General features: G+C 58.6%; 13 protein-coding genes and 1 riboswitch. Of the genes, 10 read left to right on the top strand and 3 right to left on the bottom strand.

From position 1 onward, the window contains the following. Window position 1 precedes the first annotated feature (1 nt). The 4 genes from ACYVB2_RS02895 to thiC all read left to right on the top strand — a co-directional run bounded on the left by ACYVB2_RS02895 (window position 2) and on the right by thiC (window position 6,745). Complete coding sequence (locus ACYVB2_RS02895; protein ID WP_382429209.1) at window positions 2-1,303, top strand: Glu/Leu/Phe/Val family dehydrogenase; 1,302 nt, start codon at window positions 2-4, stop codon at window positions 1,301-1,303. Window positions 1,304-1,357: 54 nt separating this feature from the next. Continuing rightward, window positions 1,358-3,277, top strand: a complete 1,920-nt coding sequence (locus ACYVB2_RS02890) for a sensor histidine kinase (protein WP_460535181.1) — start codon at window positions 1,358-1,360, stop codon at window positions 3,275-3,277. After that, a complete protein-coding gene (locus tag ACYVB2_RS02885; RefSeq protein ID WP_460535381.1) occupies window positions 3,261-4,580 on the top strand; it encodes a sigma-54-dependent transcriptional regulator in 1,320 nt (439 codons plus the stop codon). Before ACYVB2_RS02890 ends, ACYVB2_RS02885 begins: the two co-directional genes overlap by 17 nt. Before the next feature lie 75 nt (window positions 4,581-4,655). Next, a riboswitch (TPP riboswitch) is annotated at window positions 4,656-4,774 on the top strand. A gap of 75 nt (window positions 4,775-4,849) precedes the next feature. After that, window positions 4,850-6,745, top strand: coding sequence for a phosphomethylpyrimidine synthase ThiC (gene thiC / locus ACYVB2_RS02880; RefSeq protein WP_382429213.1), 1,896 nt, complete (start codon window positions 4,850-4,852; stop codon window positions 6,743-6,745). 66 nt (window positions 6,746-6,811) lie between these two features. Here thiC and ACYVB2_RS02875 read toward each other — a convergent pair whose 3' ends face one another. After that, complete coding sequence (locus tag ACYVB2_RS02875) at window positions 6,812-8,665, bottom strand: Tar ligand binding domain-containing protein (RefSeq protein ID WP_382429215.1); 1,854 nt, start codon at window positions 8,663-8,665, stop codon at window positions 6,812-6,814. Window positions 8,666-8,708: 43 nt separating this feature from the next. Beyond that, complete coding sequence (locus tag ACYVB2_RS02870) at window positions 8,709-9,851, bottom strand: HD-GYP domain-containing protein (protein ID WP_382429217.1); 1,143 nt, start codon at window positions 9,849-9,851, stop codon at window positions 8,709-8,711. A 389-nt stretch (window positions 9,852-10,240) separates the two neighbouring features. Here ACYVB2_RS02870 and ACYVB2_RS02865 point away from each other — a divergent pair, with 389 nt between their 5' ends. From ACYVB2_RS02865 to ACYVB2_RS02845, 5 genes are all read left to right on the top strand, one after another. Then, window positions 10,241-11,626 (top strand): circularly permuted type 2 ATP-grasp protein, encoded by a 1,386-nt coding sequence (locus ACYVB2_RS02865; RefSeq protein WP_382429777.1) that lies wholly within the window; start codon window positions 10,241-10,243, stop codon window positions 11,624-11,626. 1 nt (window position 11,627) lies between these two features. Beyond that, a complete protein-coding gene (locus tag ACYVB2_RS02860) occupies window positions 11,628-12,596 on the top strand; it encodes an alpha-E domain-containing protein (RefSeq protein ID WP_382429219.1) in 969 nt (322 codons plus the stop codon). A gap of 43 nt (window positions 12,597-12,639) precedes the next feature. Further along, window positions 12,640-13,467, top strand: coding sequence for a transglutaminase family protein (locus tag ACYVB2_RS02855; protein WP_382429221.1), 828 nt, complete (start codon window positions 12,640-12,642; stop codon window positions 13,465-13,467). A 66-nt stretch (window positions 13,468-13,533) separates the two neighbouring features. Continuing rightward, a complete protein-coding gene (locus ACYVB2_RS02850; RefSeq protein WP_382429223.1) occupies window positions 13,534-14,277 on the top strand; it encodes a peptidase in 744 nt (247 codons plus the stop codon). A gap of 78 nt (window positions 14,278-14,355) precedes the next feature. Beyond that, window positions 14,356-14,928, top strand: coding sequence for a DUF3617 domain-containing protein (locus ACYVB2_RS02845; RefSeq protein WP_382429225.1), 573 nt, complete (start codon window positions 14,356-14,358; stop codon window positions 14,926-14,928). A 28-nt stretch (window positions 14,929-14,956) separates the two neighbouring features. Here ACYVB2_RS02845 and ACYVB2_RS02840 read toward each other — a convergent pair whose 3' ends face one another. Further along, a complete protein-coding gene (locus ACYVB2_RS02840) occupies window positions 14,957-15,679 on the bottom strand; it encodes a YggS family pyridoxal phosphate-dependent enzyme (protein ID WP_382429227.1) in 723 nt (240 codons plus the stop codon). Between the two features lie 36 nt (window positions 15,680-15,715). Between ACYVB2_RS02840 and ACYVB2_RS02835 the strand changes: the two genes are divergently transcribed. After that, window positions 15,716-16,759 carry a type IV pilus twitching motility protein PilT gene (locus ACYVB2_RS02835; RefSeq protein ID WP_382429229.1) on the top strand — a complete coding sequence of 348 codons (1,044 nt, stop codon included), beginning with the start codon at window positions 15,716-15,718 and terminating at the stop codon, window positions 16,757-16,759. Window positions 16,760-16,782: the final 23 nt, after the last annotated feature.

Raw genomic sequence — 16,782 nt, 5'->3', positions numbered from 1 at the left:
AATGAACCAGATCACTACCAACCACCAGCGCACAGACAGCCTGTCCTTTCTTGACCCGGCCGCACCTGAACCGTGGGCCAGCTTTATCGAGCAGATTGACCGTGTAGCCCCCCACTTAGGCTCATTGGCCAAGTGGATCGATACCCTCAAGCACCCCAAACGTATCTTGATTGTGGATGTGCCCATCGTGCGTGACGATGGCACTGTGGCCCATTACGAAGGCTACCGCGTGCAGCACAACATGTCGCGTGGGCCGGGCAAGGGCGGTGTGCGTTACCACCCAGCCGTCACGCTCAACGAGGTCATGGCCCTGTCGGGCTGGATGACCGTCAAGAACGCGGCCCTGAACCTGCCCTACGGCGGGGCCAAGGGGGGCATCCGGTTGGACCCTCGCGCGCATTCACGCGATGAGTTGCAGCGCATTACCCGCCGCTATACCTCAGAGATTGGCGTCATCATCGGGCCAGAAAAAGATATTCCGGCACCGGATGTGGGCACCAACGAGCAGACGATGGCTTGGATGATGGACACCTATTCTATGAATGTTGGTGGCACGGCCACCGGCGTTGTGACAGGCAAGCCGGTGTCATTGGGGGGCTCATTGGGCCGCCACGAGGCCACTGGGCGCGGTGTTTTTATTGCAGCGCGTGAGGCAGGCCAGCGCATGGGCGTGGCCATTGCTGGGGCGCGGGTGGTGGTGCAGGGGTTTGGCAATGTGGGGGGAATTGCTGCGCGCATGTTCCATGAGGCGGGTGCGAAAGTGGTGGCCTTGCAAGACCACTCTGCCACGCTGGCCAACGAGGCGGGTATGGATGTGCCCGCTGCGTTGGCTTATGCCCAGGCCCACGGTGGGTTGGCGGGCTTTGGTGGTGCGTCCCCGATTTCGTCGGAAGACTTCTGGCTGCTCGAGAGCGACTTCTTGGTTCCTGCGGCGCTGGAGGGCCAGATCGTGCCAGAGCGCGCCCAAAAGTTGCGCACCAAAATCATTGTGGAAGGTGCCAATGGCCCAACCACTCCAGCGGCAGACGATATTCTGCGTGAGCGCGGGATTTTGGTGGTGCCTGACGTATTAGCCAATGCTGGGGGCGTCACGGTGTCTTATTTTGAGTGGGTGCAGGATTTCTCTAGCTTCTTTTGGAGCGAAGAAGAAATCAACAGCCGCTTGGAACGCATCATGGTGGGGGCGTTTGATGGCATCTGGAAAATGGCCACCGAGCGCGGGGTCTCGTTGCGCACGGCCACCTTCATCATTGCCTGCCACCGGGTGCTGGCGGCCCGTGAGCAACGTGGGCTGTATCCCTGAGCAAGCAGCACGGCTCTGGATGTGTTCACGCACTAAGATGTTGTTGCCGTAGCCATGCCAGATGTTCACCACGCTCACCCGTCTTCTTTGCCACCGGGGCGGCGGCGGGCAGCGTGGCTGTTGTTGGCTACAGTGCTTCTGGTGGGTGTGAGTTGGCTGGTTTTTAAGTACTCCGAGCGCGTAGGCGTAGAGCGTATGCGGGCGGTGGCCAGCCAGGATCTGAATGTACGGGCTGCGGCTATTGACGGGGTGGTCACCCGCCATGTCGCCATTCCGGCAGCCATTCAGTTGCACCACGGTGTGTTGGAGCTGTTGCGCACCTCCGCACCGCAGCAAACGGCGCTGGCGCAGGAGGTCAGCCTTTTTTTGCAGCAACTGAACGACCATTTGGGCGGGCCAGCCATTTTTGTGCTGGATGTCCATGGTCGGGTGGTGGCTTCTAGCGATTGGATTTTTTCGGACAACCTGTTGGGGGCAGACCTGTCGTATATGCCTTTTTTCCGCAGTGCGATCAGTGGGATGCCTGCCCGCCACTATGGCATTGACCATGTCCGGCCCGAACCGGGCTACTATTTTGCCCAGCCTATTCGCGACGATAAACAGGGCTGGCGTGTGATGGGGGTGGCGGTGGTCAAGTCCAGCATCCGCGAGTTGGAGCGGCGCTGGCTACAGCAAGAAGCCCCAGCCGTGATTGTGGACAACAATGGCATTGTGCTGCTGTCGTCGCCCCCCGAATGGCGCTATGCCAGTTTGCAGCCCTTGCCCGGCGAGGCTTTTGCCGATATCGATCCGCGCCATTTTTCGGGGCAAGAGGTGGGGCGGCACAGCTTGAACATCACCATTGACGGTGCGGACGAAGGGGTAGTGGTGCGTTTGCCCAAGGATTTGCGTGATGATGTGCGCCAGTTCTCTGGCATTGGCCCCTATTTGGCGCTATCGCGCAATCTGCCTGAAACAGCGTGGAAAATCGTTGTCTTTGCCGATTTGCGGCCCGTGGCTTTGCTGGCCGCCACCCATGCGGCACTGGCAGTGGCGGCATTGGGGTGTATGTTGTTAGGGGCTTTGTATTGGGGCCAGCGCCGCCGTTTGGCCTTGAGCCGAGAGCAGGCCCGTGTGCTGATGGAGCGTTCGCACCAACAATTGGAGCGCATGGTGCAAGAGCGCACCGCCGACCTGAGCCATGCCATTACCTCGTTGCAGCACGAGGTGCTGGAGCGCCAACGGGCAGAGCGCGCCTTGCGCGCGGCACAAGATGAATTGGTGCAGGCCGCCAAGCTGGCGGTATTGGGGCAAATGGCCGCAGGCATTACGCACGAGCTGTCGCAGCCGCTGGGAGCCATCCGTATCTTGTCAGAAAATGCCGCAGAGTTTATGCGCCGGGGTGATCAGGCCACGGCTGAGCGCAACCTGGCCACGGTGGGGCAGTTGGCAGGCCAGATGGGCAACATCATCAATCCGCTCAAAACCTTTGCCCGCAAGTCACCAGCGGTGTCTTCTGCGGTAGATTTGGCCCATGCCACCGATGCGGCACTCTTTTTGTTTGACCAACGGCTGCAAAAATTGCAGGTGCTTGTGCAGCGCAATCTGGAGCCGGGCGTCTGGCTGGCTTATTGCGACCCAAACCGCTTGCAGCAGGTGCTGGTCAATCTGATTGGCAATGCCTTGGATGCGATGGCCCAAGCACCGCAGCGGCAATTGGGTTTGCAGGCGGAGCGCCAAGGGGCACAAATTGTTCTGCGGGTGTCGGATACCGGCTGTGGGTTGAGCCAAGAGGCTCGCCAGCGTTTGTTTGAGCCGTTTTTTACCACCAAGCAACCCGGCGAGGGGCTGGGCTTGGGGCTGACGATTTCGCGCGATATTTTGCGTGATTTTGGTGGCGACTTGCAGGCCGAAGTTTCTCCCAACGGTGGCGTATGCTTCGTTATCACCCTGCCCAGCATCCCCTCTGCACAAGAAGATCCCCCCCATGCTTAAAGTCCTGTTGGTCGAAGACGATCCCCATGCACGGTTGGGCTGTGAACAGGCGCTGCAATTGGATGGTATTCCGGTTTTGGCGGTGGGTTCGGTAGAGGAGGCCGAGCGGGCGTTGTTGGTCGAAGACTTTGGCACCGTGGTCACTGATATGCGCCTGCCCGGTGCCAGTGGCATGGACTTGCTGCGCCGTGTGGTGGAGCGCGACCCCGGCTTGCCCGTCATCATCATCACCGGTCACGGTGATGTTACGCTGGCGGTGGAGGCCATGCGCCACGGCGCGTATGACTTTATGCAAAAGCCCTTTTCTACCGCTGATTTGGTGGATGTGGTGCGCCGGGCGCTAGAAAAGCGTGGGCTGGTGTTGGAAGTGGAAACCCTGCGCCGCCGTCTAGACCACCGTGATGTGTTGGAGACCCGGTTGATTGGCCGCTCACCCCAAATGAGCCGGGTGCGCCAGCGTATTCTGGATGTGGCCGATGCTGCCGTAGACATTCTCATCGTCGGTGAGACTGGCACCGGCAAAGAAATGGTGGCCCGCTGTCTGCACGACCTCTCGCACGGTAGTCAAGAAAATTATGTGGCCCTCAACTGCGGGGGCATGACCGATACCTTGCTCGACAGCGAACTGTTTGGGCACGAACCCGGCGCTTTTACGGGCGCACAAAAGCGCCGTATCGGCAAGATTGAATATGCCCGTGGTGGCACATTGTTTTTGGATGAAGTCGAATCCATGCCCATGCCCATGCAGATCAAATTGCTGCGGGTGTTGCAAGAGCGGGTGATTGAGCGGCTAGGGGCCAACCAGCAAATTCCGGTGTCGTGCCGGGTGGTGGCGGCCAGCAAAGCAGACCTCAAGGTGCAGGCCGAGCAGGGGCGCTTTCGTGCCGACTTGTACTACCGCCTCAATGTGGTACCGATTGAGTTGCCACCGCTGCGCGAGCGGCGCGAAGATATTCCAGAGCTGTACAACGAGTTTTTGTTGCAAGCGGCCAAGCGTTACAACCGGCCTCCGCCCACGTTGACCCCCGAAGCACTGCGCCGCCTGATGGCCCAAGACTGGCCGGGCAATATCCGTGAGCTGCGCAATGTGGCCGACTGCCATGCGCTGGGCATCAACCGCAGCACAGCCAGCGCCAAAGAGTTGCCTGTGCAGTCCTTGACCGAGGCGGTAGAAAGCTATGAGCGCCTGCTGATTGCCGATGAATATGGCCGCCAATCGTGCAACATCAGCCGCACTGCAGAGGCGTTGAAAGTGGCACGCACCACCTTGCACGACAAATTGAAAAAGTACGGACTGCTCTGACGGTCAATCTGGCCCATCAGGCCAGGTGGTCTTGTGGACAACGCTGTGCTGTGGTGGGGGCTGCGCCCTATACTTGGGCCTGCTCCGGGGTGTGCGTTGCACTGAGATGGGGGTGGCCAAACCAACGGCACACCCGCGAACCCGACGAACTTGATCCGGTTCATGCCGGCGGAAGAAGAGCCGATGCCCCCCTGCCCGCTTTGGCGTTTGGGCCAGGGCAACGATCTACACCGGAGCGCAACCCCGCCACAGCCTCCGGAGATCACCCGATGAATGCCCCCGACACCCTTGCCCGCGAAAAGTTTGCCGACCTGCTCGCACTGACGCGTGAGCCTTTTCCTGCTTCGCGCAAAGCCTATATCCCCGGCCAATTGCACCCCGAACTGCGCGTGCCGGTGCGCGACATCCAACTCACCAATGGCGAAACAGTGAGTGTCTATGACACCTCTGGCCCTTACACCGACCCCACCGCCGTGATTGACGTGCGCAAGGGTTTGCAAACTGTGCGCAGCACTTGGATTGAAGGTCGTGGCGATGTCGAACGTTACCAAGGCCGCCCGCCAGTGGCACTGGACGACGGCCAAAAGAGCGACGATGCTGCTCGTTTGGCCGCCCTGCGCGCCGAAGCCGCTGCCCTGCAACGCCAGCCCCTGCGTGCCAAAAGCGGTGCCAACGTCACGCAGATGCACTATGCCAAAAAGGGCATCATCACGCCTGAGATGGAGTTTGTGGCGATCCGCGAAAACGGCAAGCGCGAATGGATGGCGCAGTACCAGCAAGATGCCGCCCGCGAGCAGCGCCTGATGGGCAACCCGCTGGGCGCCAGCATCCCCAAAATCATCACCCCAGAATTTGTGCGCGATGAAGTGGCCCGTGGCCGCGCCATCATCCCGGCCAATATCAACCACCCCGAAGTGGAGCCGATGGCGATTGGCCGCAACTTCTTGGTCAAAATCAATGCCAACATCGGCAATTCTGCCGTCACTTCCAGCATTGAAGAGGAAGTCGAAAAGCTGGTGTGGTCTATCCGTTGGGGTGCAGACAACGTGATGGATTTGTCCACCGGCAAAAATATCCACACCACCCGCGACTGGATTGTGCGCAATAGCCCCGTGCCCATTGGCACGGTGCCGATCTACCAAGCCTTGGAAAAAGTGGGCGGCATTGCCGAAGACCTGACCTGGGAAATCTTCCGCGACACGCTGATCGAGCAGGCCGAACAGGGGGTGGATTACTTCACCATCCATGCCGGTATCCGTTTGGCTTATATCCACCTCACGGCCAACCGCCGCACTGGCATTGTGTCGCGTGGTGGCTCCATCATGGCCAAGTGGTGTATGGCCCACCACCGCGAGAGCTTCTTGTACGAGCACTTTGAAGACATCTGCGACATCATGAAGCAGTATGACGTCAGCTTCAGCTTGGGCGATGGCCTGCGCCCCGGCTGTGCCTCGGATGCCAATGATGAGGCCCAGTTTGCCGAGCTGCACACCTTGGGCGAATTGACGCAAGTGGCTTGGAAGCACGACGTGCAAACCATGATTGAAGGCCCCGGCCATGTGCCCATGCACATGATCCAAGCCAACATGACCGAGCAGCTCAAGACCTGCCATGAAGCACCGTTTTACACCCTTGGCCCGCTGACCATCGACATTGCCCCCGGCTACGACCACATTGCCAGTGCGATTGGTGCTGCGATGATTGGCTGGATGGGCACGGCCATGCTGTGCTACGTTACCCCCAAGGAGCATTTGGGCCTGCCCGACCGCGATGACGTTAAACAAGGCATCATTGCCTACAAAATTGCCGCGCACGCTGCCGATGTGGCTAAGGGCCACCCCGGTGCCCGCGCCCGCGATGACGCGCTGAGCCAAGCGCGCTTTGATTTCCGTTGGCAAGACCAGTTTAATCTGGGCCTCGACCCCGAAACCGCTAAGGAGTACCACGACGAGACCTTGCCCAAGGACTCGGCCAAGGTGGCGCATTTCTGCTCGATGTGCGGCCCCAAGTTCTGCTCGATGAAGATCACCCAAGAAGTGCGCGACTTTGCCGCGCAAAAAGGCTTGGCTGAAGCGCAGGCACTGGAGCAAGGTCTGCACGCCAAAGCCGAGGAGTTCCAACAGGGCGGCGGCAGCCTGTACGTGCCGATCCAGCGCGTGGACTGAGCGTGGCGGTTTCCCCTTTGATCAGTTTTTGTGGAACGGGTCGAAGGGGGGCCATGTTGTTACGCGCTAGTCAAAATACTTGACAAGCTCATCCAGCTCACGGGCGGTATGTTCCAGCCGCTGCGAGGCGGCCCAAGCGCCTTGAACATCTTCGCGGTTTTGCACCACCAACCGCGCCACTTGGTGCAGTTGGCTAGACACTTCTTCTACGGCCAAGGCTTGGCTGCGGGCTGCGCTGGCTACGGTTTGCACCTGTTGGCCCCATTCGGTAGGGGCGGCAGGGGGCAGGGTAGGGGTTGCTCTGGGTGGTGGAGCCACTGGTGCTGCGCTAGGTTCTGGGGCGGGGGCGGCTGTTGACAGGCTGTCGCCAAACACCGCCATGAGTTCTGCGGGCATCAACTCAAAAGCAGGCATGGGGGGCTCGGTTTGGCCGGGTGCCTGCAAGGTGGCGGCGCTGTCGTTGTCTCCGGCATGAACGGCCTCTAGCAAGGTGTCCATGTGCCCAGCGATGGCGGTCATGGCTGTGCGTGAGGACTTAACGGCCTCCACAGTTTGGTAGATGCGCTCTTGTTGTTCGTCCGAGTGCTCGGCCAAGTCCATCATCACTTGGTTGAGTTGGTTGCACTGTTGGTGGATAGATCCGGCAGATTGCCGAATCTCGTGCAGCATCACCTTCAGGTGCATTTGTGTCACCATCACAGCGGTCATCACCCGCCCCGGTTCGCCATAACCCGAGGGGTCTACATTGTCCGAGAGCTTGCCTTCGGCAATGTTTTCTAGGGCCAGCACGGCTTTTTCGAGTGGGTGGGCTGTGATACGGAAGAAAAAGACCCCTGCCACGATCAGCACCAAGCAGCTCAGAGCAATGCCCGCTACGGCCATCTTGAAAATCAACTCACCGCGCTTGGTGGTGTCTACCAGCTTGCTGTGGGCGCGCTCGGACAGGTAGCTCAAGAGGGTAGAGGCGTGGGCATTGGCCGTGTCGTACAGGGGATTGACTTGGTTAAAAAACACCCGCTGCGCTTGCAGGTAGTCTTCGGCCTCAATAGCTTGGTTGGCTTGTAAAAGCCCTTCGTTGACATAGCGATTGCGGGCTTGGATGTAGGCATTGGCCAGTTGCTGTTCTTTGCTATCACGGACTTGGCCGATATAGTGGGCCCAGAGCTGGTCAATTTCTTGCCGGTTGGTGGCAATCACCTGCACATGGTGGTTGCCTGCACCATGATTGAGCACCACGTCCGAGTGGGCACCAAACTTAAAGTTGAGGGCCAGTGCCAGTTGGGAGCGGTTGTCGGCCATCAAGAATTTCATGCGCTGAATGGCTTGCACCGGCACCATTTCTTGGTGGTAGAGGGCTTGGATGTCGGCCTTAGACAGGTTCAGGCCCGTGATACCTAAAATGCCTCCCCCAATCATCAGCAGGGTGACAAACGCAATCCACAGCGGGATGCCGTTCTTGATCGAGAGGTGCTTTTTCCAGCCCGGCGACACATCCTCTTTCAGCGTGTCGGGCCTGTTCTTGGCGCTTTCGTAAGCCGCTTCAGCGCCAGCCACATCCTCGCGCGAGGGGCAACTGCGCACCGACATATAGCCGGTGATCTCGCCGTTTTTCTTGATGGGTACGATGCGGGCATCGACCCAATAGTGGTCGCCGTTTTTGCAACGGTTCTTGACGATGCCGCGCCAAGGCAGGCCACGCTTCAAGGTTTTCCACATGATCTCAAAGGCCACCGGCGGCATATCTGGGTGTCGGATCAGATTGTGGTTTTTGCCGATCAGCTCTTCCTCAGAAAAGCCACTGACCTCAACAAAATCTTGGTTCGCAAAGGTGATGATGCCCTTGGTATTGGTCTTGGTGACCATGTTTTTGTCGGCAGAGAACCGTTGTTCCTGTCCGGTGACCGGTAGATTCATTTTCATGGCGATTCTCTTCGGGCTTCAATGGCGTAGATGTGGGCCAACTTCATTCGGCCCAGACTTGCCGGATGCAGACAGCGGCTGTCTGGCAGTGGGAAAACGGCACCAAACCAACGATTTCACACCCCGGCTGGGACGTGTCGCGGCGGGCGGGGGTAGACAAAATCATGCCGGTCTTGCCATAGACGCTGTAAACAATGGTGGCATCGGATTTGACGGTGGGGCTTTTGACCACCGCCACTTCCCCCGACTTGAGTTTGACGAGGGTGCCCGGTGATAACAGGCCTACCTTTGAGATCAGGATGCGGGCGATTTCTTCATCGACCTCCGAATCCTTTTTGAGATAAATCTCTTTCAGGGCATTTTGTGGAAAGTGGGCCTGGGCCCGGTAAGGCCGCATTTTGGTCATGGCGCTATAGCGATCAGACACTGCCAGTATTCTGGCGCCCAGGCTGATCTCATCGCCCTGAAGACCCGCCGGGTAGCCTTTGCCGTCCAGGTATTCGTGGTGGTTGCGCACCGTGGCGAGCCAGAGTGGATCGCTAACGCCTGCTTGTTCGAGCAGCTGGGCGCTTTGCTGGGGATGCTGGCGCATCTGCATTAGCAGATCGTCGGGCAGATAGCCCGCATGTTTATCCAGTTCTGCCTGCAACGGTATTTGTCCCAGATCGCGGGTCAGGGCAGCACACACCAACGACAGCCGTTGTGTGGCGTCCAATCCCTTGCCCTGCGCGATCAATTCGGTCAGGACGGCCCCCATCATCTGGTGAACCACGATATACGGGGTATGTGTATCTACAGAGGGGGCGGCCAGCGCGCTGTCAATGCTCTTGCGGCAGATGTTTTGTACGGCTTGGGCAATTTTGCCAATGCGTGCGCTCACATCTATTTGCTCGGGGCTTTTGAGCGTGGTGCCCAACACATGCTTGAGGTTGAGTAGCAGTCCGCTCAGGTGCTCAAAGGGCGGGGGGTCTTCGTGGACTGGCGCTGGCTGTGGCTCATTGGGGGCGTAGGGCCGCAGGTCGGTTTCTGTCTCGTCGTATTGGGCGCCACGCACCAGCAAACGCGATATTTGGTCGGGCATGTGAATGACCGAGCCACGGCGAAAAAGCAAAGTACCGCCATCGCTGTAAATGGAGAACCCAATAGGTTTGCCAAGAACGATATCGCTATGCACTATCTTTTTCACCGCTGCGCCTTTGCTTCCTCAACCCAACACAGCCTTGCTGTGGCAAAAAAAATCGCTGGCGCACGGAGCGTCTGCGATCAATAGATCGCAGCGTGCATCAAAAAATGGGCTGGTGTGGCCTGGGGCAGTGTCCCCCTTTGATGTTGGTCAAAATTTTGACAAATGTTAGGCCGTGTTTGCCCAGACTGTAGGCGGTGCCTTGCAGGGGGACGCACCACGGTGGCCCAGTCTGTAGCGTGCTCATTATCGTGAGAGAAGCACCACCCACCCCAAAATACCGGCCAATGCCTGCTGACTGGGCAGGCACGCTCCTTGCATGCTGCCAGCGTCTAGCCGATGGAGTCACCATGCACGCCCTGACCTTGCCCCCTGTGGGCCATTACGATGAGATGCTGTTGCCCAGCGGTGCTATCCGTGCGCACTACCAAACCTTTGCCCATTGGCTCCATGCACAGACACCCCAAGCACTGGGCAAAAAGCGTGTGGAGGCCGATTTGCTGTTCCACCGCGTGGGCATCACTTTTGCGGTGCATGGTGATGAGGCTGGGGCCGAACGTCTGATTCCGTTTGACACCGTGCCACACATCGTACCTGTGGATGAATGGCAGATGTTGGAGGCGGGGTTGCGTCAGCGGGTGACGGCGCTCAATCGCTTTTTGTCGGACATCTACCACAACCACGACATTGTGCGTGCTGGGTTGATTCCGGCCGAGCAGGTGTTTGCCAATGCGCAGTACCAGCCTGCTATGCAGGGGGTGGATCTGCCCAATGGCATTTATGCCCATGTCAGTGGGATAGACCTGATTCGCCATGCCGATGGGCACTATTACGTTCTTGAAGACAACCTGCGCGTACCCAGTGGCGTGAGCTACATGCTGGAAAACCGCAAGATGATGATGCGGCTGTTTCCGGAGTTGTTTGCCCACTATGCGGTAGCGCCGGTGGCCCACTATCCGGCCCTGTTGCTCGATACCTTGCACCAAGCCACCACGCAGGCCCAGCCCACGGTGGTGGTGCTAACGCCAGGGGTGGGCAATTCCGCCTATTTTGAGCATGTTTTTCTGGCCCAGCAAATGGGGGTGGAACTGGTGGAGGGACAAGACCTGTTCGTGAAAAACGATTACCTCTACATGCACACCACGGTGGGCCCCCAGCGGGTAGATGTGATCTATCGCCGCATGGACGATGTGTTTTTGGATCCGTTGGCTTTCAAGGCCGATTCAGTGCTGGGGGTGCCGGGGCTGCTGTCGGTGTACAAGCAGGGCAATGTGGTTCTGGCCAACGCGATTGGCACCGGGGTAGCGGACGACAAGTCTATCTATCCCTATGTGCCAGAGATGATTCGCTTTTATTTGGGTGAGGAACCGATTTTGCACAACGTGCCTACTTGGCAGTGCCGCAAGAGTGACGATCTGGCCTATGTGCTGGACCATCTGGCCGAGCTGGTGGTCAAGGAGGTGCATGGTGCCGGGGGGTATGGAATGCTGATCGGGCCAGCTTCCACGGTGGCCGAGGTGGCAGATTTTCGCCAGCGCGTGATGGCCCATCCGGGCAACTACATCGCCCAGCCCACCCTGTGCCTGTCCAGTTGTCCTACGTTTGTTGATAGCGGCATTGCACCACGCCACATAGATTTGCGCCCCTTTGTGCTCAGTGGCCGGGAGGTACGCATGGTCGCTGGTGGCCTGACGCGCGTGGCTTTAAAACAAGGCTCGCTGGTAGTCAATTCGTCCCAGGGTGGTGGCACCAAGGACACCTGGATTCTGGAGGCCTGAGATGCTCTCGCGTACCGCTGCCCAATTGTTCTGGATGAGCCGCTACTTGGAGCGTGCCGAAAACCTGGTGCGTATGCTGGATGTTACCCATTCGCTGTCGCTGCTGCCCCAGTCGCGTGGTGCCATGACCGAGTTTGCGGCGCCGCTGGCCGTGACGGGCACGTTGGAGCCTTATATTGCCCAGCGGCGCCAGTTTGAGGCGCAAGACTTGTTCAGCTTTATGGCCTTGGAGTTGGACAACCCCGCCTCGGTGCTGTCGTGTCTGAAGCAGGCCCGTGAGAATGCCTATGCAGTGCGGGGCCGTATCACCTCGGAAATGTGGGAGGCCATCAATGCCAGCTGGCTCGAAGCGCGTGACATGTCGCAGCGTGGCATTACGGACGTATCGGCCTTTTTTGACTGGGTTAAAGAGCGTTCGCACCTGTTTCGCGGGGCTACCTATGGCACCTTGCAACGCAACGATGCCTATTGCTTTATCCGTTTGGGCACGTTCATCGAGCGGGCCGACAACACGGCCCGTTTGTTGGATGTGAAATCCCAGCTCATTGAGCCTGCAGTGGCCGATTTGGCCCCGGTGGCTATGCCGCAAGAGAGTGCGCCCGACTTTTATTCGTGGAGCGCCTTGCTGCGCTCGCTATCAGCCTTTGAGGCCTACCACGAGGTTTACCGGGGTGCCTTGGATGGACGCTGCGTGACGGAGTTGCTGATCTTGCGCCCCGATGTGCCGCGCAGCCTGCGAGCCTGTTGTGATGAGATTCGCACCATCTTGCCCCAGATTGAGTGCTTGCCCGGCGCAGGCGATGCGGGGCGTGGTGTCAAGTTGTTGGCTGGGCGCTTGGCCTTGCAGTTGGAGTATGGCACTGTGGATGAGATTTTGGAGTTGGGTGCCCACCGCTGGCTGACAGAGTTTCTGGCGCAGTCTGCCCGGTTGGGCAAGGCCATTACCCGCGCCTATTTGCAAGCCCATTGATGCGCTTGGGTTGTGAATTTTCTGGATGCTCCAAGGAGACACCATGCACCTGCTGATCACCCATGAGACTGTGTACCGTTATGACCGTTTGGTGGAGCGTAGCACCCAGTACCTGCGCCTGACGCCGCGCTCTGAACACGGCCTGAAGGTGCTGTCTTGGCAGTTGACGCTGCCCGTCTTGGCCTCCTGCTGCCAAGATGCCTATGGCAACACCACGCATGTGCTGACACTGGATAAACCCGTGCAGGAAATCCGCCTCTTGGTCAGTGGTGAAGTGCAAACCCCTGACAGCCCTCCAGCGCCTTGTCTGGAGGACAGGCTCCCTCCAGAGGTGTTTTTGCGCAGTTCCACGCTCACCAACGCCGATACTGCTTTGCGTGACTTTGCCTTGGGCTATGCCCTTGCATTGCGCGCCGATCCCTTGGATGGTTTGTGGCAGCTGATGCGGGCCTTGGGGCGGGCCATGCACTACATGCCCGGCAGCACCGAGGTGGCTGTGCCCGTTGCACAGGCTTTTGCCCAAGGTTTAGGGGGATGTCAGAACCACGCGCAGGTGTTGAGCAGCTGTGTGCGGCTATTGGGCTTGCCTGCCCGTTATGTCAGTGGTTATTTGGTGGGGGATGCCACCCAGGTGGCCAGTCATGCTTGGGCGGAGGTGCGTTTACCCCAAGGTTGGCTGGGCTTTGACGTCTCCAACCAGTGTTTGGTGGATGGGCGCTACGTACGTTTGGCTATTGGGGTGGACTATGCCGATGCCTGCCCTGTGCGCGGTATGCGCGTGGGCGGTGGGCAGGAGCAACTCCATGCGGCAGTACAAATCAATGTGTGTGATGGGCCATTGGCCGACCAGCCGTTTGCGCAACAGCAGTAACCACCCAGGTTTTTGCCCTGATTTTTTGTTACTTCGTAGATCACTTTTACTTTTTGTCGGATACCTATGACTTACTGTGTTGCCATGCGACTCGATGCTGGTTTGTTGTTTGCTTCGGATTCACGCACCAATGCGGGCGTGGATCACATCGCTACTTTCCGCAAGATGACGATTTTTGAAGTGCCCGGTGAGCGGTTGATCACGTTGCTGAGTGCCGGTAATTTAGCCACCACCCAAAGCGTGGTGAGTTTGTTGCGCCAACGCCTAGAACACAAAGCTGTGGAGGAGGGCGCGCACCTGTTCAATCGTCAGTCTATGTACGATGTGGCCGAGTTGGTGGGCCGCACCGTCAAAGAGATTGTGGCGCGCGATGCCAATGCCCAGACGGTAAGCCAAGGCATTGATTTTGGCGGCAATTTTCTGGTGGGGGGACAGATTCGGGGGGAGGAGCCACGCCTGTTTCATGTGTATCCACAGGGCAACTTTATTGAGGCTGGAGAAGACACACCATACTTCCAGATTGGTGAGTCCAAGTATGGCAAACCCATCATTGACCGGGTGGTGCGCCACAACACCTCACTCAAAGAGGCGGCCAAATGTACGCTCATCTCCTTTGACTCCACCATCCGCAGCAACCTGTCGGTCGGTTTGCCCATCGATATGTTGCTGTATCGCACAGACTCTTTTGCGCCGGCAGTGCCGCACCGCATCACGGCCGACGATCCCTACTTCACCAAGCTGAGCCGGGGCTGGGGTGGGGGGCTGCGCCGCACCTTTGCCCGCCTGCCAGATGAGGATTGGTTTCGCTGACGCAGCCCGTGGTTTGCTTGTCGCTCACCGCTGGTGCTGCCAGAATGGGTGCCTCTATAGGCAACAGGATCTACTGTCATGACACCATCGTGGCGCAATGCCCTCCCATTGGCTAGCTTTTGCATGGTGCTGGCAGGCACAGCACAGGCGCAAAATTTACAACCCGGCCTGTGGGAGATGAACACCCGTGCCGCTCCAGGGGATGCGGGCATGGGCCAAGCGTTGGCCCAGATGCAGCAGCAAATGGCCCAGATGCCGCCAGAGCAGCGCAAGCAAATGCAGGCCATGTTGGCCCAACAGGGTATGGCCGTGGATGTGGGCAGTGGGGGTATTCGGAGCCAAATTTGTATTACCCCTGCAATGGCCCGTGATGACCATGTGGTGCCCCCGCAGCAGGGTGACTGCAAGACTTCCACGCCACAGCGTGCTGGCAACACTGTCACTGTGCGTTATGAGTGCCGTCAGCCAGTCATGAAGGGCCAAAGCACCATCACCATCAGCAGCAGCAAAGCCTACAGCGTGCATTCTGAGAACGTGGTGCAGCAAGGGGGCAAACACATCTCCACGGCGATGGACGTTGATGCACGCTGGCTGGCCAGCGATTGTGGTGGCTTGGGGGCCATCCCTGCCACTCCCAAAGCCACGCGCTGATAAGGGATGTGCGGGACGTGCTGCGGCATCAGGCTGCCGGGTAATGCCGCTCGCCAAAAATGCCGCTGCCCACACGCACCAAGGTGCTACCGGCCAGAATGGCTGCTTCCAGATCGGCGGTCATGCCCAGAGACAGTGTGTCCCATTGTTCCAAACCCGTGCTACCGCTGGCCTTGATCTGATCAAACAGCTCTCTGACGGCCATGTGAATGGCGTACTGTGCATGAAAATCGGGGGCCGGTTCGGGAATGGCCATCAGGCCGCGCAGTTGCAGCCGGGGCAGCGTGGCTATGGCTTGTGCCAAGGCCAGAGCTTCTGTGGGGGCCACACCAGATTTGCTGCTGCTGCCATCAATATTTACCTGAATGCAAACCTGCAACGGCGGTAGGTGGGCGGGCCGTTGCTCAGACAGGCGTTGGGCAATTTTGAGTCGGTCTACTGTGTGCATCCAGTCAAAGTATTCGGCTACCAGCCGGGTTTTGTTGCTTTGCACTGGGCCGATGCAATGCCATTGCAGCGGTGGTTCCCACGAGGCAGGGGTGCGCAGCAGAGCTATTTTCTCTACCGCCTCTTGCAAGTAGTTTTCGCCAAAGGCGCGTTGCCCAGTTTGAGCGGCTTCGCGCACGGCTTCTGGGCCAAAGGTTTTGGAAACAGCCAGTAACGCGACGCTGTGTGTATCGCGGCCAGCGGCAGCACAAGCCCGTGCAATGCGCGCATGAAGCTGTTGGAGGTTGTTGGCAATCGTGGTCATAATGGCCGACAAGCGTACCAAACGACAGAGGGATTTGTGGATATCACCCAGTTGCTGGCATTCAGCGTCAAGAACAAGGCTTCCGATTTGCACCTGTCCGCAGGGCTGCCACCGATGATTCGGGTGCATGGTGATGTGCGCCGCATCAATGTGGATGCCTTAGACCACAAGACTGTGCATGCCATGGTGTACGACATCATGAGTGATGCCCAGCGCAAAGCCTACGAAGAGTTTTTGGAGGTGGACTTTTCGTTTGAGATTGAAGGATTGGCCCGCTTTCGGGTCAATGCCTTTAACCAAAACCGGGGTGCAGCAGCGGTATTTCGTACCATTCCGAGCAAAATCCTGACGCTGGAGCAGCTCAATGCCCCCAAGATTTTTGCCGATCTGGCACTCAAGCCACGTGGTTTAGTGTTGGTGACTGGGCCTACAGGCTCGGGCAAGTCCACCACGCTGGCGGCGATGGTCAATTTTCTGAACGAGAACGAATACGGCCACATCCTGACGGTAGAAGACCCGATTGAGTTTGTCCACGAGTCCAAAAAATGCCTGGTCAACCAGCGCGAAGTAGGGCCGATGACGCTGTCGTTTGCTGCGGCGCTCAAGTCGGCGTTGCGCGAAGACCCGGACGCCATTTTGGTGGGCGAAATGCGCGATTTAGAAACCATCCGTTTGGCCATGACGGCGGCAGAGACGGGGCACTTGGTGTTTGGCACGCTGCACACCTCCAGCGCCGCCAAGACCATCGACCGGATCATTGACGTGTTTCCGGCAGAAGAAAAAGAAATGGTGCGTGCCATGTTGTCCGAGTCCTTGCAGGCGGTGATCTCGCAGTCACTGTGCAAGCTCAAAGACGGCTCGGGCCGCGTGGCCGCGCATGAGATCATGATTGGCACCAGTGCCATTCGCAATCTGATTCGCGAGGCCAAGGTGGCGCAAATGTATTCCACCATCCAGACCAGTAGCAGCGTGGGCATGCAGACGCTGGACCAGAACTTGGCGGACTTGGTGCGGCGCAACATCATCAGTCCGGCAGAAGCCCGCAGCAAAGCGAAGATTCCCGAGAACTTCCCGGGCTGATTTGTCATCTGATGAGACAGGCC

It is taken from the genome of Giesbergeria giesbergeri (genome assembly GCF_054779375.1).
The sequence above is the reverse complement of the archived record's forward strand: the minus strand, read 5'-3'. Positions and strand labels throughout refer to the sequence as shown.